Origin of the sequence: Pseudomonas cavernicola (genome assembly GCF_003596405.1) — a bacterium.
Lineage (GTDB): Bacteria > Pseudomonadota > Gammaproteobacteria > Pseudomonadales > Pseudomonadaceae > Aquipseudomonas > Aquipseudomonas cavernicola.
The window spans coordinates 99,693-119,014 of the sequence record NZ_QYUR01000006.1; the positions used below are offsets into that span (position 1 = coordinate 99,693).

Genomic DNA, 19,322 nt, shown 5'->3' on the forward strand with positions numbered 1-19,322 from the left:
GCAGGCATTACCGGTGTAGCAAAGAACGAATCAGGTACCGCTTTGCAGCAACATGTGGCGCACGTGACCGATGGCCTTGGTCGGGTTAAGACCTTTCGGGCAGACGCTCACGCAGTTCATGATGCCGCGGCAGCGGAATACGCTGAACGGATCATCCAGCGCAGCCAAGCGCTCTTCAGTCTGGGTGTCACGGCTGTCGGCCAAGAAGCGATAGGCTTGCAGCAGAGCAGCTGGACCGAGGAACTTGTCTGGATTCCACCAGAAGGACGGGCAGGACGTCGAGCAGCAAGCGCACAGGATGCACTCGTACAAACCATCCAGTTTCTCGCGCTCTTCCGGCGACTGCAGACGCTCAATTGCCGGAGCCGGCGTGTTATTGAGCAGGAAGGGTTTCACCTTCTCATACTGCTTGTAGAAGATGCTCATATCGACAACCAGGTCACGGATGACTGGCAGGCCCGGCAATGGACGAACGATCAGTTTGTTGCCTTTTACCACCGCCGACAACGGAGTAATGCAGGCCAGACCGTTCTTGCCATTGATGTTCATGCCGTCGGAACCACAGACGCCTTCACGGCAGGAACGACGGTAAGAGAAACCTTCGTCCTGCTCTTTGATCAGCGCCAGAACGTCCAGAACCATGATGTCTTTACCATCGGTATTGACCTGGAATTCCTGCATGAACGGAGCAGCGTCTTGATCCGGGTTGTAGCGATAAACGCTTACTTGCAACAGATTGGCTTGCGACATATCGGCCACCCTTAGTAAGTACGAATCTTGGGTTCAAACGCCGGGACAGTCTTCGGCGCGAAGTTGACGGCACGCTTGGCCACGCGCTTTTCACCTGGGAAATACAGGGAGTGGCACAGCCAGTTTTCGTCATCGCGATCTTCGAAGTCTTCACGGGCGTGCGCGCCACGGGACTCTTTACGAACCTCGGCAGCAATCGCAGTGGCTTCAGCCACCTCAAGAAGGTTTTGCAGTTCCAGCGCTTCGATACGAGCGGTGTTGAACGCTTGGCTCTTGTCGGCGATTTTGACAGTGGCGATACGCTCGCGCAGATCGGCCAACTGCGCGATACCCTTCTGCATGTATTCGCCAGTACGGAATACACCGAAGTAGTTCTGCATGCAGCTTTGCAGCTCTTTACGCAGCGGAGCTACGTCTTCGCCAGCCTTGCGTTCGTTCAAGCCGTTCAAACGAGTCAGGGCGACGTCGATATCTGTATCACTGGCGTTACGGTACTCAACGCCTTCTTTCAGGGTTTTTTCCAAGTGGATACCGGCCGCACGGCCGAACACCACCAGGTCGAGCAACGAGTTACCGCCCAAACGGTTAGCGCCGTGGACCGATACGCAAGCCACTTCACCTACCGCGAACAAGCCCGGGATGATGGTGTCGTTACCGTTAGCATCCTGAGTGATCGCCTGGCCATGGATGTTGGTGGCCACGCCACCCATCATGTAGTGGCAGGTCGGAACCACAGGAACTGGAGCAGTAACCGGATCGACGTGGGCAAAGGTCTTCGACAGCTCGCAGATACCTGGCAGGCGGCTGTGCAGCACTTCTTCACCCAGGTGGTCGAGCTTCAGCATCACGTGATCGCCATCCGGACCACAACCGTTGCCGGCGATGATCTCTTTAACCATGGAGCGCGCAACTACGTCGCGGCCAGCCAGGTCTTTGGCGTTCGGAGCATAACGCTCCATGAAACGCTCGCCATGCTTGTTGATCAGGTAACCACCCTCACCACGGCAACCTTCGGTGACCAATACACCTGCACCGGCGATGCCAGTCGGGTGGAACTGCCACATTTCGATGTCCTGCACCGGCACGCCGGCACGCAGGGCCATGCCCACGCCGTCACCGGTGTTGATCAGGGCATTGGTAGTCGACGAGTAGATACGCCCTGCACCGCCGGTAGCCAGCACTGTGGCCTTGGAGCGAATGAAGGAGGTTTCACCGGTTTCAATGCAGATAGCGATGATGCCGACGATGACGCCGTCCTGGTTCTTCACCAGATCGACTGCATACCACTCATTGAGGAATACGGTGTTGTTCTTCAGGTTGGCCTGATACAGGGTGTGCAGCAGTGCGTGACCGGTACGGTCGGCAGCAGCGCAGGTACGAGCGGCCTGGCCGCCCTTACCGAAGTCTTTCGACTGCCCGCCGAAAGGACGCTGATAAATCCGGCCTTGTTCGGTACGGGAGAATGGCAGGCCCATGTGCTCCAACTCGAACACGGCTTCTGGGCCGACAGAGCACATATATTCGATAGCGTCCTGGTCACCGATATAGTCGGAACCCTTGACGGTGTCGTACATGTGCCAGCGCCAATCGTCGTTCGGATCGGCCGAAGCGATAGCGCAGGTGATGCCACCCTGAGCGGATACGGTGTGGGAGCGGGTCGGGAAGACCTTGGTCACTACAGCAGTCTTATGGCCGCCCTGGGCCAGCTGCAGCGCGGCGCGCATGCCGGCACCGCCGCCACCAACAATGATGGCGTCGAAGGAAAGCGTACTAATGTTAGCCATGAATCAGATACCCCAAAGAATCTGCACACCCCAGACGAAGAACGCGAACATGGCAATGCCACACGCTGCCTCGAACAGAAAACGCACGCTGGTCGCCCACTTGCCCAAGGCCATCGGGGTCAGGTAGTCAGTTGCGATTGTCCACATGCCGACCCAGGCGTGAACGCCAAGGGCAACCAGGGTCAGAAGGCTGAAAATGCGCATCCAGTTCTGCGAGAACAGACCGTGCCAGACGGTGAAGTCCAGGCCTGGGTGAGCAACGAGATATCCGATAAGGAAGAGAAAATAAACCGCGAGAACAACCGCAGAAACGCGCTGCGCCATCCAGTCGTAGAGGCCCGAACGCGAAAAATTCGTGACGTTGGTTACCATATCCACACTCCTGCCAGCACGATCAACACCACCGAAATGGCGAGAACGATTTGCGAGCCCAGCTTGCCGCCTTCCAGCGTCTCACCGATGCCCATGTCCATGATCAGATGGCGCACACCGGCCACCAAGTGATACAGCAACGCGGACAGCAGGCCCCAGATCACAAATTTGGCCAGAGGGCTGGCCAGACACGCTTTCACCTGCTCGAAGCCTTCCTCGGACGCCAGGGACTTGTCGAGCGCGAACAGCAGCACGCCGAGACCCAGGAAGAGGATGACGCCGGAAATCCGGTGCAGGATGGACGTGTAAGCAGTGACTGGGAGTTTGATCGTCCTTAAGTCTAGGTTTACAGGTCTTTGGCTATTCACGGCTTTTTTCACACTGAAGGGCCCCTAACAATCAGGGCAAAGTTGTCGGGAAGTGCACTGGTCAGGTACCCACCACCCAGGGAGTGACAACCTCCAGAATACGGGCCCTAAAGCCCCTGGCGGTCGGACGCAGAGTATAGACAGTTAGGTTACTAATGACAACGCAAAGGCCTCCCCCAAAGAGCGCATTGCGCACCTTATATAAATGGCGTAAATAGCGCCGAATTTCGCAAAAAAATCGCCCTGCAGCCCTTCTGCCACCTGGGTTCACGCAAATTGACTTTAGGATTTATCTCTCTATAGTGTTGCGGGCCCTGCGTGGGGGGCAGTCTGGTGATTTCAAGCATAAATAGGAGGCCACACATGGCTGACAAAAAAGCGCAGTTGATCATCGAGGGCGCAGCCCCCGTCGAGCTGCCCGTTTTATCCGGCACCGTTGGTCCCGATGTAGTAGACGTGCGGGGCTTAACCGCCACGGGCCATTTCACTTTTGATCCTGGCTTTATGTCGACCGCCTCTTGCGAGTCGAAGATCACCTATATCGACGGTGACAACGGTGTTCTTCTGCACCGTGGCTATCCGATTGAGCAGCTCGCTGAGCAATCCGACTACCTGGAAACTTGCTATCTCCTCCTGAATGGCGAACTGCCAACCGTTGAGCAGAAAGCCAAGTTCGTCAGCACCATCAAGAACCACACCATGGTTCATGAACAACTGAAGAGCTTCTTCAACGGTTTCCGCCGTGACGCTCACCCGATGGCAGTAATGTGCGGCGTGGTTGGCGCCCTTTCGGCCTTCTACCACGACTCGCTGGACATCAAGAACCCACAGCATCGCGAAATCTCGGCGATTCGCCTGGTTGCCAAGATGCCGACCCTGGCTGCCATGGTGTACAAGTACTCCATGGGGCAGCCGATGATGTACCCCCGCAACGACCTAACTTATGCAGAAAACTTCCTGCACATGATGTTCAACACCCCGTGCGAGATCAAACCGATCAGCCCGGTGTTGGCCAAGGCAATGGATCGGATCTTCATCCTGCACGCCGACCACGAACAGAACGCTTCCACCTCCACTGTGCGCCTGGCCGGCTCGTCGGGTGCCAACCCGTTCGCCTGTATCGCCGCAGGCATCGCTGCACTCTGGGGCCCGGCCCATGGCGGCGCCAACGAAGCGGTACTGAGCATGCTGGATGAAATCGGCGATGTCTCGAACATCGACACATTCATCGCCAAAGCCAAGGACAAGAACGATCCGTTCAAGTTGATGGGCTTCGGTCACCGCGTTTACAAAAATCGCGACCCGCGCGCCACCGTGATGAAGCAGACCTGCGACGAAGTCTTGAAAGAGCTGGGCATCACCAACGATCCGCAGCTGGAACTGGCCATGCGCCTGGAAGAGATCGCCCTAACCGATCCGTACTTCATCGAGCGTTCGCTGTACCCGAACGTCGACTTCTATTCGGGGATCATCCTCAAAGCGATCGGCATTCCGACCAGCATGTTCACCGTGATTTTCGCCCTGGCGCGTACCGTTGGCTGGATCTCGCACTGGAAAGAAATGCTCTCCAGCCCGTACAAGATTGGCCGCCCGCGCCAGCTTTACACCGGCTACCCGCAACGTGATATCGCACCACTGTCAGACCGCAAATAAGCCCTTCGACTAGAAGATGTCTAGTCCTGAAATAGGTTGACACCTGCGTCACTCAAAACGCCCGATGCACCGCATCGGGCGTTTTGTATTGCAAAGCAAGATGGGGCCGTTTGCTGTTGTAGATCAACACTGACTCATCAACCATCCGGGTTGCCTCCGCGAGATCCTTCGGCCGGTGTAGCAGAAACTCGGTTTTCAAGATCCCATTCACTCGCTCGGCCAGAGCGTTCTGATATCAGTCGTAGCCGTCTGTCATCGAGCATGTGATGCCATGTTTGGCGTGCAGCCGCTGGTAAAGCTCGGAGCAGTATTGAACACCTCGATCTGAGTGATGCATCAACGGCTGGCCGGTTCTTCTCTGCTTGAGGGCTTTCTTCAGCGCTTGGATTACGGAGGTGGTGTGCAGGCTTTCGTGCACATGATGCCCCACGATCTTGCGCGAGTACGCGTCGGTTACCAGGCTTAGATAAGCGACGCTCTGCTGTGTCGGCAGGTACGTTATGTCGGCCACCCAGACTTGCTCGGGGCCCGTGGCGATGACTTGTGCCGGGCCCGCCTTGAGCAAGTTGGGGTGGCGGCGGAAGCGATGATGGCTGTCGGTAGTTTTGTGGTACGCCCGCTTGCGGGGAACCAGTTGCCGACGATCTCTCAAAATATTAAATAGCCGATCCCGACCGACTTTCAAGGCCGCATCGGGTTTAGCGTGCATGAGACTGTGCAGCTTGCGAGTGCCAAGCCTTGGTTGCTGAAGTCGTGTTTCCAGCACAAACCCCATGACCTGCTGGTTATGGCTGACTCGGGCGTCATAAGCCCGGTTGCGCTTGTAATACGCCTGACGGGAGATCCCCATGAATTGGCAAGCCCTGGTGATGCTCAGGTCTTTGACTTGCCCTTGGGAGAGGACTTGCCGGGTCGCTTTTTTACGACAGAAACACCGTAATCGTTCTTCAACACGTCAACGACGGCTTCAAAGAACTGGGCCTTCTGGTTGGCCAGCGCGAGTTTCTCTTCAAGCTCTTTGATTCGCTGCTCAGGTGTCAGCGGAAGATTTGGCTCGCCCATGGGGCAGTTCCTCTGGATGCGAATGGAAGCACCCTGGCTCCAGTCCTGCCGACCATGCTTGCGGAGCCACACCAGCACCGTTGACTTGCCCTGAATCCCGTAGCGCCTTTGAGCCTCTTTATAACTCAGTTCGCCTTTTTCGACCTGATCGACGACCGCCAATTTAAAAGTCAGTGTGTAATCGCGCTGACTGCGCCTTTTCCCCGAATCCATTGCATCCTCCTGAAAATAGGTCAGAAGGTGTAAACCTTATTCAGGACGAGACAAGAGCAAATAAAAAGGCTGCCTCCGGGCAGCTTTTTTTTCGTTGCAGCCAACCGTTTAGCGTTTCTCAGCCAGCTTACGCAGGGCTTGCAGCGTGTTGTACGGTGCATCCACCACAAAGCTGTTGGCCAGCCAGGACGGAACACTACCACCCGGCTCAGTTTGCACCTGATAAACAACTTCAACCTGCCCAGCGCCGTTCGGGGTCAGTTTCCATAGGCCTTCGACCTTGCTCACGCGGACAAAACCCTTCTCCCGCGGCACATAGTCCGCCACCCCTTCAAGAATGCGGATGACACTGCCGTCTGCATCCTCTTTGGTCGTCACATGCAGCACTGAATCACGCGGCGTCACTGGCCACGGGGTGTTGAAACGGGTGTAGGTCCAGCTTTCTGCACCCTGATGCTTGAGCAACTTCTGCTCACGGCACTCATGAATCCAGGCACAGGAACCACTGACATCCTCTTGCAACGCATTGATGCTGGCGATATCGGCCTTGATGGTAGTGACGCCGCGGTAGGCCTTGTATTTCGAACCCGGAACGGCACTGAGGTAAACGCGAATACCATCCTCGTCTTTAGCCAACTGCCAATCCTCGGCATGTGCTGTGGCTGTCATCAGCACGCTCAAGCCACACAGCGCAGCCACTCGACATAGCGATCCCATGCTCCACTCCTTCTGAATTCAATACATAAGCGCAATGATCGGCCTCACCCCACAGGGCTCGGGAACTATCTGAAACGACCCTGCGTCACCGCCGTAGCCTGTTCCAACCAGCCGAGCAGACGAATGGCTTGATCGCGACTGTCACCACAGACCTCGGGATCAGCCTCGAACTCCAAGCACACCGCCGGCCGCTCAGGCTTACCGAACAACCCACACAGGTGTTCGACCGAGAGGTGCAGACAGCGTTCGCCAGCCGCCTTGCCGTACGGCATTCCGGGAATCGGTGAGCTGATAGAAGGGGCGATACAACAAGCGCCACAGCCTGAACGGCACTGCATGACGGACGACCTCAAGCCTTGATCCAACAGACCCGCGATTTTACTCGGGCACCCGTCGATTTGGCATCAGCGTCATAAGGAACTTAAGCCAGCGACAAACAACTGATACAGAACAGCACCACAGGCCACCTCCTGCACTCACGGCCTAACCTTGTTGCCGGGGAAACCTCCAGTTAGGCTGCGCGCATTCAGCGCACTGAGATCATCAACATGCCAAGCAAACCTCTGCCCTGCTCGCCCTCTCCAACGTCTTTATGACCTTTGCTTGGTATGGCCATCTGAAGACCTTGCACGGCAAGCCCTGGATCATCGCCGCAGTGATCAGTTGGGGCATCGCGCTGTTCGAGTATCTGGTCATGGTGCCGGCCAACCGCATCGGCTACACCGAGCTGTCCGTGGGGCAGCTGAAGATCATGCAGGAAGTCATCACCCTGGCGATCTTCGTGCCCTTTAGCCTTTTCTATATGCAGCAGCCGCTGAAACTCGACTACCTGTGGGCCGGCCTGTGCTTGCTAGGTGCGGTGTATTTTGTTTTCCGGGCGTAGGCTGGGTAGAGCGTAGCGACAAAACGGCAGGAAAGCCGTTTTGCACAGCTTCAGCTGTCCGCAGGGCGCAATAAATCGCCCCCCCCTACGACGCCGGCTTCAGCCGAGTAATCAGGCTCGAAGTGTCCCAACGGCCACCGCCCATGGCCTGCACTTCGGCATAAAACTGATCGACCAGCGCAGTGACCGGCAATTGCGCACCGTTACGGCTGGCTTCATCAAGGACGATAGAGAAGTCCTTGCGCATCCAATCCACCGCAAAACCGAAATCGAACTTACCCTCGAGCATGGTCTGATGGCGGTGTTCCAACTGCCAGGACTGCGCCGCGCCCTGACTAATGACCTCCATCGCGCCCTGCGCATCCAGGCCTGCGCACTGGGCGAAATGCAGCGCCTCAGCCAGTGCCTGCAACAGACCGCCAACGCAGATCTGGTTGACCATCTTGGTCAACTGACCACTGCCTATCGGGCCCATCAGCCTGACCATCTTCGCGTAACTCTCGATCACCGGCGCGGCGCGATCGTAGAAAGCCTGCTCGCCACCGACCATCACCGTCAGCATGCCGCTCTCAGCACCCGCCTGACCACCCGACATCGGCGCATCGAGAAAGCCCAGTTCGCGCTCTGCTGCTAACACCCCGAGTTCGCGGGCAACGCTGGCGGAGGCCGTAGTGTGATCGACCAGGACACTGCCCGCGGCCATACCGGCAAAGGCACCGTCGGCACCCAGCACCACACTGCGCAAGTCGTCGTCATTGCCGACACAGGTCATCACCAGCTCGGCGCCCTGCGCCGCTTCGCGCGGCGTGGCCGCACCATCGCCAGCAAATTCATCACACCAGAGCTCAACCTTGGCTGGCGAGCGGTTATACACGCAGACCTGATGCCCCTCGCACGCCAAATGTCCGGCCATGTGAAAACCCATCGTGCCCAACCCGATAAATGCCACTTTAGCCATAGCTCACCTCCATCGTTCGACCAAACCAGAGCCTAGCATGCAGTTTGCCGACTCAGAAAAGCCCTTCCATACTGCCGAAAGCACAACGGAGGAGCTATGGGATATTGGTTAGTGATCGACCTGGAAGCCACCACGGAAGAAGGTGGCTGGCCAATAGCCGAGATGGAAATCATCGAGATTGGCGCCAGCCTGGTCTCCGCCGACGGCCGTGAGCTGGATCACTTCCAGCGCTTCGTCCGCCCATTACGCAGGCCCTACCTGACCAACTTCTGCCGCGAACTCACGCATATCAGCCAAGCTAATGTGGATGCCGCCGCACCACTCGCTGCGGTCTGGCCCTTATTCGAGCGCTGGCTGACCGCGCACCATCCACGCTTAGCCGGCTGGGCCAGTTGGGGCGAGTATGACCGCCGCCAGTTGGAGCAGGATTGGCGCCAGCAGCAGCTCAATAGCGCGCTAACTGCGGTGCCGCATCTCAACCTCAAACAGCGCTTCGCCGATGCCCGCCAACTGCAGCGACCGGTGAGCCTGAACACCGCGCTGCAACTGGCAGGCCTGCACTTCAACGGTCAGCAGCACCGCGCCCTGGAAGATGCACGCAACACCGCCCGACTGCTCCCCCTAGTTCTTCCCGCCTAAAGCCAAGCAAAGCGGATGACGCACCGAAACACCTTGGGCATACTGACCGGCCTTTCTAACCCCTTCGAGGAATGCCGCATGTTCAAGGTCAACGAGTACTTCGACGGCACCGTCAAATCCATCGCCTTCGGCATGGCAGACGGCCCAGCTACCATCGGCGTGATGGCCGTAGGCGAATACGAATTCGGCACCAGCCAACTGGAAGTGATGCACGTCGTCGCTGGCGCCCTGACTGTCAAGCTGCCAGGCAGCGACGCCTGGGAAACCTTCGCCGCGGGCAGCAAATTCACGGTGCCGGCCAACAGCAAATTCCAGCTGAAAGTCGCCGTCGATACCGCCTATCTCTGCGAATATCGCTGAGTTAAACAGGCCATGAAGAACCGGCCTCAATGGTCGGTTTTTTTTCGAGATCGGTTTTAAGCCGACAGCCGCGGGCTCCGCTCGCTACCAAGTAAATGCCGGATAGCCTGATCGAAGGGCGCAGCCAGTGGTCGCTACGCCAATCCTGCGGCTAGGCTAGGAACGTTTCCCCCTCCACTCTATGCACTGCGAGACAGTACCAGGTCACTGCTGCGAGATTGCACGGTGGCAACCTGCTTTCAGCAACGGACACGAACATGCCTGGGTCTAAACACGCACCGTCAATCCTCCTGCCGATCGGCCTGCTGCTTATCGCCATGTTCTCTATTCAGGGCGGCGCCTCCCTGGCCAAAGGACTGTTTCCGATCATCGGCGCTGAAGGCACTTCGGCGCTGCGCCTCGGCCTGGGCGCGGTCATCTTGTGCCTGGTCATGCGCCCCTGGCGCGCTCGAGTAACCGCCCGCTCGTGTCGTTCGTTGATTGCCTATGGCGCTGCCTTGGGCGGCATGAACCTGCTGTTCTACATGGCACTGAAGACCGTGCCGCTGGGCATCGCCGTGGCCCTGGAGTTCACCGGCCCGCTGGTTCTGGCGCTGCTGTCGTCGCGGCGGATCATCGACTTTTTCTGGATCGCCCTGGCCGTGCTGGGCCTGGTGCTGCTGTTGCCGACCGATCAGTCGAGCGCGCAACTCGATCCGCTCGGCATGGGCCTGGCCCTCGGCGCGGGCGTGTGCTGGGCGCTGTACATTGTCTTCGGCCAAAAAGCCGGCGCTGAACATGGCGCACATACCGTCGCGCTGGGGACGATCGTTGCCGCGCTGATCGTCTTCCCGATCGGGTTGGTGCAGGTCGGCAGCGCCCTCTTCAGTTGGTCGTTGCTGCCCGTCGCAATCGCTGTCGCCATACTCTCGACAGCCTTGCCCTACAGCCTGGAAATGGCCGCGCTCACCCGTCTACCCGCGCGCACCTTCAGCACGCTGATGAGCATCGAACCGGCGGTCGCGGCGCTCTCAGGCCTGCTATTCCTGCACGAGCAGCTGAGCCTGACGCAATGGCTGGCCATTGGGGCGATCATTATCGCGTCGGTAGGCACCGCCACGACGGTCAAGCCCAAACCTCAAAAGCTGAGCCTGGACTGAGCAGACACGGCCGCATCGAACGCAATCACGCGCTAGCGCAGTCTCGTGGCGCCAGCACACATCAAAGCAGCGGACTCAGGCCACAGAGTCCGCAGTGTTGAACTGCAACTCGGCCAGCCGCCGATACAACTCGTTAGTCGCAACCAGTTCATGATGGCTGCCGACGGCAATCAACTTGCCGTGCTCGATCACCGCGATGCGGTCGGCGTTCTGTACCGTCGCCAGGCGATGCGCGATCACCAGTGTGGTGCGCCCACGCATCAGCCTTGGCAGCGCTTGCTGGATCAGATGCTCGCTTTCCGCATCCAAGGCACTGGTGGCCTCATCCAGCAGCAGAATCGGCGCGTCGACCAACAAGGCGCGGGCGATGGCCAGGCGTTGCCGTTGACCACCAGAAAGCCCCAAACCACTGTCGCCAAGATGAGTCTGGTAGCCGTTGGGCATCTTCATGATGAAGTCGTGAGCATGCGCGGCGCGCGCGGCGGCCTCGACTTCGGCGTGCGAGGCCGAGGCTTTGCCGTAACGGATATTTTCTTCAACGCTGCCGAAGAACAGCGCCGGACTTTGCGAAACCAGGGCAAAACAGCGGCGGAGAGCCTGCGGGTCCAGCTGAGCAATAGGCTGCCCTTCGACCAGGATGCGGCCCTCTTGCGGGTCAAAAAAGCGCAACAGCAAATCAAACAGCGTGGATTTACCCGCTCCGGACGGCCCCACCAAGGCCAGCGTTTCACCGGGCTCGACCACCAGACTGATGCCATCGACGGCATAACTGTCGCGACGCGTCGGATAAGAAAAGCGCACCGCCTCCAGCACGATCCGTCCGCTCACCGGCTGTGGCAACTGCACTTGATTGGTGGCCGGCGGGTTGATTTCACTGCGTGCCTGCAACAACTCGGCAATCCGCTCGGCCGCCCCCGCCGCGCGCTGCAACTCGCCAATCACTTCGCTCAGCGTGCCAAACGCGGTGCCGACAATCAGGCTGTAGAAGACAAATGCCGCCAACTCGCCACCGGAAATACGGCCGGCGATCACATCCATGCCGCCGACCCAGAGCATCACCCCGATGGCGCCCAGCACCAGCAAAATCACCACGCTGATCAGCCAGGCGCGCTGGGCAATGCGTTTGCGCGCGGTGTTGAAAGCTTCTTCCACGGTGCCGCCGAAACGGCTCTTATCCTCTTCCTGGTGGTTGTAGGCCTGCACCGTCTTGATCTGCCCCAGTGTTTCGCCGACATAACTGCCGACATCGGCGACCCGATCCTGACTTAATCGGGAAAGGCTGCGCACTCGGCGCCCGAAGATCAGGATCGGCGCAATCACCAAAGGCAAGGCCGCAATCACAATTGCCGAGAGCTTGGGGTTGGTAATGAACAGCAGAATGATCCCGCCAATCAGCATCAGTGCATTACGCAACGCCATCGACAGCGACGAGCCAATCACTGACTGCAACAGCGTGGTATCCGCGGTTAGCCGCGACTGAATCTCGGAGCTGCGATTGGTCTCGTAAAAACCCGGATGCAGGTTGATCAAGTGGTTGAACACGCGCTTGCGGATATCGGCGACAAAGCGCTCGCCAATCCACGACACCAGATAGAAGCGCGTAAAGGTGCCGACCGCCAGCGCCAGCACCAGCACCATGAACAGCGCAATCGACTGATTGAGCATGGCTGGCGATTGCGTAGCGAAGCCCTTATCCACCAACAGCTTGACGCCCTGCCCCATGGACAAGGTGATACCCGCGGTAAACAGCAACGCCAGCAAGGCGCCGATAACCTGCCAGCGATAAGGCGCGACAAAGCGGCGAGTCATGCGCAGCGCATTGCGCTGGCGGGATGTGAGAAGTGAAGCCATAGGTAAGACTCAATTAGAGGAAACGAAGGCCCGCGCCCGTACGATCCGCGCCAGCCAGGCCATTAGCCGCAACTTATCCAGCGGCTGGGCAAGCGCTGCACTTATTCTATGGATTCAGGCGTCGGCATGCAGAAAGCGTCGAGCATGCTCGGGGCTGGGTAAAAGACAAGCGTCATATTTACCAAATAGACGATAGCGATTCAGCGCGATACGGTCATACAGCCAATTGCGTAGCGGCCTCGGGATAAGCCGCAGCACTAGCAAACCACGCCAGGGCCAGTGCAGTTGGCCAACTATCCGCAGGATCGCCTCGGAGCGCACGAGCAACTCCCGGCCCTCGACATAGGCCATGGTTTCAAAGGTCTCGGTCGGCAGCCCATACCAACGCAGAATCGCTTGGCCTTCCGCCGACTGCACCGCGGCCAGCTTGAACAGTTGCTCATGGTCATAGCGAAGCAAAAACCGCACCCAGCCGTTGCACAGCTTGCAGACCCCGTCGAACAGCACCACACGGTCGCCGGGCTGAACAAAGGGCGGGTAATCGTCAGCATTCATCAAGAACATCCTTTGCCGCATTCGACCGAGCAACAACCACTATGCGCTTACAGCGGCCAATTCGCCCACCGAGCACCCGCAGCAAATCACTTCAGGTTTTAGCCAGATAGCCCTGGGCATATTTCGGCAAATCATCGCTCAGCTCCCACCAATTGGCCTTGGAATCGATATAGAAGTGCGCCATTGGGCGGGTTTTCAGTTCGCCCTCCAAAGTGCCTGCGCGGATCCGCAGTACGCCTGGAGTGTGTTGGTTTTGGCTATAGATAGGTGAACCGCAGTGGCTACAGAAAACCCGCTGCTTACCGGGAGAGGATGAAAACGCCTTGAGCGCATCCGCGCCACTAAGCAGACGGAAGGCCTCGGTTGAGACCGGGATATTGGTCACGAAGGGCACGCCTTGGGCCTTGCGGCAAAGGCTGCAATGGCAAATCTGAATCGGCTCCAGCTCACCTGCAATCTCGAAGCGGACAGCACTGCATAAGCAACTGCCTTGATACATAGAACACTCCTCGCTCTACTCGATCGCCCTCGCCAGCCTGGCGCAATGGCGGGCCACGCGTTTTGCCTCAAGCCCCATAGCCAAGCGGGTAAAGCAGTTCCTCCTTGTAACCCGCCCACACCCGGATCGCATCCGGAAAGGCTTCGTCCAGGGCTGGATCACCACTATCCACCAGCAGCGGGCGGCCTGCGAGGGTTTCCAGTTTGCGTTTAGTCGCCACCACTCGCAGGTGGTCCAGGCCCACCGCGCGCAGCACTCGCGGACTGATCTGCTGGTTACCGCGACCGATAATATGCCCCTGTCCACCGATGGCCGTGACCAGTAGAAAAGCCGGATAACCGTCGACCAGCTCGAACAACTGCGCCTCGGTAACATCGTGCGCAATAATTTGGCCATTCTCGACCACATCGACGCCGAGCAAGCTGGTCTGCAAGCCGAGGTTATGCGCCAGGCCATGCAGGGTAGAACCGGGGCCGAAGATATAACGCACATCGCGCTGCCAGGTGTCCTCCAGCCAGGCGGCCAACTCGCTCAGCACCAGCTCTTCGGACTCCATACCGGCTTGTTTGACCTGCTGCATGTAACCGCCCTCTTGCGGCACGGTCAGTTCGCCGTACCAGCGTGCGGCCACCCGACCGTCGCGCAACGCCGCTTCATCGAGGTCCCGCACTTCGCCGCTGGCCAGGCGAATCAGGCCGCCCTCGATCAGGCGACGGGTCAACTCACCAGCCGCGCGCGGGCTGATGGCGTAAACCCCGGAATGAATCTTCACCCCGGCCGGAATGCCCAGTACCGGCTGCTCTTGCCGGGCTACAGCGCACACATCCCGCGCCGTGCCGTCGCCGCCAGCAAATAGAATCAGCGCGACGCCGGCAGTTTGCAGCACTTCGACGGCTTGTCGGGTGTCGTCCGCACTCGTCATGCCTTCGCATAACTCACCCAGCAGGCGATGAGCAAAGCCCATCTCGCGCAACAGATCGCCCCCCATAGGGCCCGGAAAGGTGAGGAACTCAATGCGTTCAGCAAGCGGCCGCAGACACTCCAGCGCGATCCGCGTACGTAGCGCCGCCCGGGGCTCGGAACCACGCGCCAGGGCCTCAGCAGCAACCCCATCGCTACCCTTGAGTGCCGCTGGGCCACCTAGACCGGCCAGTGGATTGATGATCAGGCCCAGATGAAAGCGCGACATGCCTACCTCGTTGAACTCGTTCTACAGCGGGGAATGGTTATTTATAAGATCGAAAATCGGCTGCTGGCACAGGGGCTGCTAGGCTACTTGAGCGCTTAGCTTTATTTGACGGTTTACCGTTGCTGTAACACCTGCCAAAAGCTGTCACTGAGCGTTCATTTATGCCACTTAGACTAGGCGCACCACCTGATGAGGAGACAAGCCATGAGCTTGCAAAACAGCACTTCTGACCGCCGCGTAGTCCCGCTGAAACCGCAGCAACCAGTCGGCGGGGCGATCATCGACGCCCAAGGGCGAGAAATCCCAATCACCGAACATATGATTCAACGCGCATGCAGCGAACTGGATAAAGCATGGGTGTCAGCCCCTAAGCGGGCCTGAGCACTACCGCTAGTTTGAACCCGAGCGCTCGCTCGGGTTTTTCATTTTGACCACCGCAACAGCTTGCCGGGATTATGCCAGCGTAGCCCCGAGCGCCCTTACCAGCTGCACCAACTCTGGTGCCTCACCACTCAAACGGACCCGCAAGCCATCGACTTCCCTGCGCGCTGGATAGTGCTTGCGCAAGGCATCGAAGCTGGCACGGCGAGCCGCTGCAGAACCCACCAAGCTGCGGCGAAAATCGGCATCGTCACGACGCGGGTCATACACCGCGCGGCACAACAGGGCCAACGCCCAGTGTGGATCAGTCGCGGCATCCAGCCCCAACTCAGTCAACCAGGGCTGCGGCAGCAACTCGTCCAACTCTACGCTGGGCGCCAGGCCCAAGTGTGCGCAAAAAGCCTGGTAGATCTGTGCGGTACCCCGCAGCTTGCCATCCAGGCTATAGCCGGCGATGTGTGGGGTGGCGATCAGGCACAGTTCCGCCAGATCCGCATCCACTTCCGGCTCACCTTCCCAGACGTCCAGCACCGCTTCCAGATCCATTCGCTCGGCGAGCAACTGACGCAGCGCCGCGTTATCCACCACCGCACCACGGCTGGCATTGATCAGCCAGGCACCGGGTTTGAGTCGTGCCAGGCGTTCGGCATTGAGTAGGTGGTGCGTCGGCTGTGCAGATGTACGGGTGAGCGGCGTGTGCAGACTCAGCACATCGCACTCGGCGAGGATTTCATCGAGGCTGACGTAGCCGCCGCCTTCCGCGGCCTGGCGCGGCGGGTCGCAAACCAATACGCGCCAACCCAAAGCACGCAGCACGTCGACCAAGCGCCCGCCAACCTGCCCGGCACCCACCACACCGTAAGTCCGTGTGGCCAACTCGACGCCCCGCACTTCGGCCAGGCTCAGCAGACTGCCGAGTACGTAATCGACCACCCCGCGGGCATTACAGCCGGGTGCGCTGGCCCAGCCAATGCCGGCTTCAGCGAAGTAATTGAGGTCGAGATGGTCGGTGCCGATGGTACAGGTGCCGACAAAGCGCGCCCGACTGCCATGCAGCAGCGTGCGATTGACCTCGGTCACCGAACGCACCAGCAATACATCGGCATCCGCCACTGCCGCACTATTAAAGGCGCGACCTGGCAAACGCTGGATCTCGCCGAATCCGGCAAAGAACTCATCGAGCAAGGGAATATTTTCGTCGGCAAGAATTCGCATGGCAGGCTCCGCAAATCAGGCTGCCATTCTAGGACAGCCCGGTACAGCTCGTCGCCCTTGGCATGTAGCGCTCTCGCAGGAATTGCACCGCACTTTCCTGACCGATGCGTCAAGGCGTAGACTCTGCAGTCCCCTGCAAGTCCTGCTCTATGGCGCGTCTAGCGCTTGCCTCAACACACAGAACTTGTTCAAGGTCGTCGCGAGCGCAGGTCAGGCAAGGCGATAACAGGCGAGGACGCGGAGTTTACGAATTGTAAATGAACAGTCCGAGCCTGTTTTCAACACCGCATGACCAAGCGCAGCAGACATTGAACAATGTTCTCAGGCAGGACGAGTGCCCGGCCACCACTGCCGATACAGTGCGCACTTGATATATGAATGGAATGCCCCGTGACTGTTAGCGAATCACGCTTCACCCGCACTCGCCGCGAACTGCGCGCCCTGCTCACCCTCGCTCTACCGATCATGATTGCCCAGCTGTCCCACTCCGCCATGGGTTTTGTCGATGCAGTGATGGCTGGCCGCGTCAGCCCGCGTGACCTGGCTGCAGTGGCGTTAGGTAACTCGATCTGGGTGCCAGTGTTCCTGCTGATGACCGGCATTCTCTTGGCGACCACGCCCAAGGTTGCGCAACGCTTTGGCGCCGGCCAGGAAACCGAGATTGGACCGTTGGTACGCCAAGCCTTGTGGCTGGCGCTGGCCGTGGGCTTGAGCGCGGCCGTCATACTCTGGTGCGCCGAGCCGGTGTTGCACGTGATGGGCGTGGATCCGGAACTGATCGGCCCGAGCATGACTTACCTGTATGGCATCGGCAGCGGCATCCCGGCTGTCGCGCTCTACCATGTGCTGCGCTGCTTCAGTGACGGCCTCGGTCGCACCCGCCCGAGCATGGTGCTCGGCATCTGCGGGTTGCTACTGAATATTCCGCTGAACTACGTGTTCATCTACGGCCACCTGGGCGTGCCGGCGATGGGCGGCCCCGGGTGTGGCTGGGCCACCGCGCTGGTGATGTGGTTCATGTTTTTCGGCATGCTCGGCTGGGTGCATTGGGCGCCGGCGTACAAAGCCAGCCAGCTGTTCAGCCGTTTCGAGTGGCCGCGCTGGCAGGTGATCCAACGCTTGCTCAGCATCGGCGTACCCATCGGCATCGCCGTGTTTGCCGAGTCGAGCATTTTCGCGGTGATCGCTCTGCTGATCGGTGGCCTGGGTTCCCACGTCGTCGCCGGCCATCAAATTGCCCTGAACTTCAGCTCACTGGTGTTCATGATTCCCTATGCGCTGGGTATGGCGGTCACCGTGCGCGTCGGCCAAGCCCTCGGCCGTGGCGAGCCGCGCGAGGCGCGCTTTGTCGCGGGAGTGGGAATCGGCACCGCGCTGGCCTATGCGTGCTTCTCGGCCAGCCTGATGCTGTGGCTGCGCGCCAGCATCGCGCAGATCTATACCCCGGATGCAACGGTAATCGGCGTGGCCTCGACGCTGATCATCTTCTCCGCGCTGTTCCAGTTCTCCGACGCCATTCAGGTGACCGCCGCCGGCGCCCTGCGCGGCTATCAAGACACCCGCGCGACCATGATCATGACCCTGTTCGCCTATTGGGGCATCGGCCTGCCGGTAGGTTATGCACTGGGGCTGTCGCATTGGTTCGGCGAGCCTAGCGGGCCGCGCGGTCTGTGGCAGGGATTGATTGTCGGCCTGACGTGCGCCGCGGCGATGCTGACGATTCGCCTGGCCCGCAGTTCGCGCCGGCGTATCCGCATCAATACCGCGGTTTACTCATCGACATGAGCCGGCACCGCGGCTAGCGCGTCCCAATAGCCAGGGGAAAGGAACTCGCGCCCAGCCAGCAGGTGCTGCAGATAAGCGCGAGTTGGCCACAGGCCTTCTTCGCGCAGCGCCGGGTTGGCGATATAGACCCAGGCAGGCTGCACGCCTTGCGCCGTGATGATCGGCATCCGCTCACGACTGTAGAAGATCGGCGTGCCCTCGAACGGGTCCATCTTGTAGATCTCGTTTTCGTCGGCCAGGCGATAGAGCACGCCTTCCACCACACCATCTCGTTGATGACGGATATTCGCGTAGGCGCGGCCTGGACGGTCATGGGCGCGCTTGTTGAAGCACAAGGCATAACCTGGCAAACGCCCGGCCAACACTTCGGTGAAGTTGAGCCCGCGGGTCTGCATACGCGCAGGGTTCATGTTCGAGCCGTAGGCGAAGTAGAAAGGCATTTACGAACTCTTTTTGCGAATCCAATACAGATAAGTCCCCGCCTCTTCCTGCTGCCCGAGCAACTCATGGCCAAGGAACATGCAGAACTTGGGGATATCGCGACGCGTCGAGGGATCGGTCGCAATCACCTTGAGCAATCCACCGGCTGGCAGGTCACGCACCTTGTTGTGCAGCAGCATTACCGGCTCAGGGCAGTACAGTCCCGTGGCGTCCAGAATGGCGTCAGCCAGCGTGGTATCGAGTTCAGACATTGAGGCACTCCAAAAACTGGTGACCATTGTCGCGCAAAGCTGACCCCAAGGTCACCTTCACCCGTCAGATTCAGGCCGTGTGAAAACGTAGCGAACGAAGGTTCGACAAGGCGCAACGCAGCGAAGCGGAGTAACAGCCGCAGGTTGGCCCGAAGGGCGAGCGCCAGCGAGTCAAAACTGGCGAGCAAGCGCACGACTGCAGGGATGCAGGAGGTAGAGCGAAGCAGGATGCCCGAGCCGAGTTTACGTGTTGTAAA

At 59.2% G+C, this 19,322-nt stretch carries 21 protein-coding genes and 1 pseudogene; 7 read left to right on the forward strand and 15 right to left on the reverse strand.

Translation table 11 applies throughout. The features are described from left to right. Window positions 1-30: 30 nt before the first annotated feature. From D3879_RS16535 to sdhC, 4 genes are read right to left on the reverse strand one after another with little or no spacing between them, the layout of a single operon-like run. The gene (locus D3879_RS16535) at window positions 31-735 is read right to left on the reverse strand and encodes a succinate dehydrogenase iron-sulfur subunit (RefSeq protein ID WP_119956330.1); all 705 of its coding nucleotides are present in this window, start codon (window positions 733-735) and stop codon (window positions 31-33) included. 26 nt (window positions 736-761) lie between these two features. Then, complete coding sequence (gene sdhA / locus D3879_RS16540; protein ID WP_119955374.1) at window positions 762-2,534, reverse strand: succinate dehydrogenase flavoprotein subunit; 1,773 nt, start codon at window positions 2,532-2,534, stop codon at window positions 762-764. A 3-nt stretch (window positions 2,535-2,537) separates the two neighbouring features. After that, window positions 2,538-2,906, reverse strand: a complete 369-nt coding sequence (sdhD, locus tag D3879_RS16545; protein WP_119955375.1) for a succinate dehydrogenase, hydrophobic membrane anchor protein — start codon at window positions 2,904-2,906, stop codon at window positions 2,538-2,540. Then, window positions 2,900-3,286: a succinate dehydrogenase, cytochrome b556 subunit gene (gene sdhC / locus D3879_RS16550; protein ID WP_177412448.1), complete on the reverse strand. Its 387-nt coding sequence runs from the start codon at window positions 3,284-3,286 to the stop codon at window positions 2,900-2,902. Before sdhC ends, sdhD begins: the two co-directional genes overlap by 7 nt. Window positions 3,287-3,637: 351 nt before the next feature. Between sdhC and gltA the strand changes: the two genes are divergently transcribed. Further along, window positions 3,638-4,927 (forward strand): citrate synthase, encoded by a 1,290-nt coding sequence (gene gltA / locus D3879_RS16555; protein ID WP_119955376.1) that lies wholly within the window; start codon window positions 3,638-3,640, stop codon window positions 4,925-4,927. A gap of 52 nt (window positions 4,928-4,979) precedes the next feature. Here gltA and D3879_RS16560 read toward each other — a convergent pair. The 3 genes and pseudogenes from D3879_RS16560 to D3879_RS16570 all read right to left on the reverse strand — a co-directional run bounded on the left by D3879_RS16560 (window position 4,980) and on the right by D3879_RS16570 (window position 7,257). After that, window positions 4,980-6,202 (reverse strand): annotated as a pseudogene (locus D3879_RS16560) (IS3 family transposase). 108 nt (window positions 6,203-6,310) lie between these two features. Next, a complete protein-coding gene (locus tag D3879_RS16565) occupies window positions 6,311-6,919 on the reverse strand; it encodes an START domain-containing protein (protein ID WP_119955377.1) in 609 nt (202 codons plus the stop codon). Between the two features lie 65 nt (window positions 6,920-6,984). Continuing rightward, on the reverse strand, window positions 6,985-7,257 hold the full coding sequence (locus D3879_RS16570) for a YkgJ family cysteine cluster protein (protein WP_119955378.1): 273 nt from the start codon (window positions 7,255-7,257) through the stop codon (window positions 6,985-6,987). Window positions 7,258-7,487: 230 nt separating this feature from the next. Here D3879_RS16570 and D3879_RS16575 point away from each other — a divergent pair, with 230 nt between their 5' ends. Beyond that, window positions 7,488-7,802, forward strand: a complete 315-nt coding sequence (locus tag D3879_RS16575; protein WP_274381400.1) for a DMT family protein — start codon at window positions 7,488-7,490, stop codon at window positions 7,800-7,802. 85 nt (window positions 7,803-7,887) lie between these two features. Here the strand turns inward: D3879_RS16575 and D3879_RS16580 are convergent, their stop codons facing one another. Then, window positions 7,888-8,760, reverse strand: a complete 873-nt coding sequence (locus D3879_RS16580; RefSeq protein ID WP_119955380.1) for an NAD(P)-dependent oxidoreductase — start codon at window positions 8,758-8,760, stop codon at window positions 7,888-7,890. Between the two features lie 96 nt (window positions 8,761-8,856). On the opposite strand from D3879_RS16580, the gene D3879_RS16585 reads away from it, so the two are divergent. The 3 genes from D3879_RS16585 (at window position 8,857) to rhtA (ending at window position 10,898) form a co-directional block, all read left to right on the forward strand. Then, window positions 8,857-9,399, forward strand: coding sequence for a 3'-5' exonuclease (locus tag D3879_RS16585; RefSeq protein ID WP_119955381.1), 543 nt, complete (start codon window positions 8,857-8,859; stop codon window positions 9,397-9,399). A gap of 78 nt (window positions 9,400-9,477) precedes the next feature. Continuing rightward, window positions 9,478-9,759 carry a pyrimidine/purine nucleoside phosphorylase gene (gene ppnP / locus D3879_RS16590; RefSeq protein WP_119955382.1) on the forward strand — a complete coding sequence of 94 codons (282 nt, stop codon included), beginning with the start codon at window positions 9,478-9,480 and terminating at the stop codon, window positions 9,757-9,759. A gap of 257 nt (window positions 9,760-10,016) precedes the next feature. Continuing rightward, window positions 10,017-10,898, forward strand: coding sequence for a threonine/homoserine exporter RhtA (gene rhtA, locus D3879_RS16595; RefSeq protein WP_119955383.1), 882 nt, complete (start codon window positions 10,017-10,019; stop codon window positions 10,896-10,898). Window positions 10,899-10,973: 75 nt separating this feature from the next. Here rhtA and D3879_RS16600 read toward each other — a convergent pair whose 3' ends face one another. The 4 genes from D3879_RS16600 to D3879_RS16615 form a co-directional block, all read right to left on the reverse strand. Beyond that, on the reverse strand, window positions 10,974-12,749 hold the full coding sequence (locus D3879_RS16600; RefSeq protein WP_119955384.1) for an ABC transporter transmembrane domain-containing protein: 1,776 nt from the start codon (window positions 12,747-12,749) through the stop codon (window positions 10,974-10,976). A gap of 114 nt (window positions 12,750-12,863) precedes the next feature. Further along, the gene (locus D3879_RS16605; protein ID WP_119956332.1) at window positions 12,864-13,304 is read right to left on the reverse strand and encodes a thiol-disulfide oxidoreductase DCC family protein; all 441 of its coding nucleotides are present in this window, start codon (window positions 13,302-13,304) and stop codon (window positions 12,864-12,866) included. Between the two features lie 91 nt (window positions 13,305-13,395). Next, entirely contained in the window at window positions 13,396-13,803 is a 408-nt protein-coding gene (locus D3879_RS16610) for a GFA family protein (RefSeq protein ID WP_119955385.1), read from the reverse strand. A 67-nt stretch (window positions 13,804-13,870) separates the two neighbouring features. After that, window positions 13,871-14,992 (reverse strand): ATP-NAD kinase family protein, encoded by a 1,122-nt coding sequence (locus tag D3879_RS16615; RefSeq protein WP_119955386.1) that lies wholly within the window; start codon window positions 14,990-14,992, stop codon window positions 13,871-13,873. Between the two features lie 204 nt (window positions 14,993-15,196). On the opposite strand from D3879_RS16615, the gene D3879_RS26705 reads away from it, so the two are divergent. Continuing rightward, window positions 15,197-15,373, forward strand: coding sequence for a PA1571 family protein (locus D3879_RS26705; protein WP_177412449.1), 177 nt, complete (start codon window positions 15,197-15,199; stop codon window positions 15,371-15,373). 72 nt (window positions 15,374-15,445) lie between these two features. On the opposite strand, the gene pdxB is transcribed toward D3879_RS26705, so the two are convergent. Further along, on the reverse strand, window positions 15,446-16,588 hold the full coding sequence (gene pdxB, locus D3879_RS16620; protein ID WP_119955387.1) for a 4-phosphoerythronate dehydrogenase PdxB: 1,143 nt from the start codon (window positions 16,586-16,588) through the stop codon (window positions 15,446-15,448). A 378-nt stretch (window positions 16,589-16,966) separates the two neighbouring features. Between pdxB and D3879_RS16625 the strand changes: the two genes are divergently transcribed. Next, complete coding sequence (locus tag D3879_RS16625; RefSeq protein WP_119955388.1) at window positions 16,967-18,373, forward strand: MATE family efflux transporter; 1,407 nt, start codon at window positions 16,967-16,969, stop codon at window positions 18,371-18,373. Here the strand turns inward: D3879_RS16625 and D3879_RS16630 are convergent. Continuing rightward, complete coding sequence (locus tag D3879_RS16630) at window positions 18,358-18,813, reverse strand: gamma-glutamylcyclotransferase family protein (protein ID WP_119955389.1); 456 nt, start codon at window positions 18,811-18,813, stop codon at window positions 18,358-18,360. The genes D3879_RS16625 and D3879_RS16630 overlap by 16 nt on opposite strands. Then, window positions 18,814-19,065, reverse strand: a complete 252-nt coding sequence (tusA, locus tag D3879_RS16635; protein WP_119955390.1) for a sulfurtransferase TusA — start codon at window positions 19,063-19,065, stop codon at window positions 18,814-18,816. It abuts the gene before it with no gap. Window positions 19,066-19,322 lie beyond the last annotated feature (257 nt).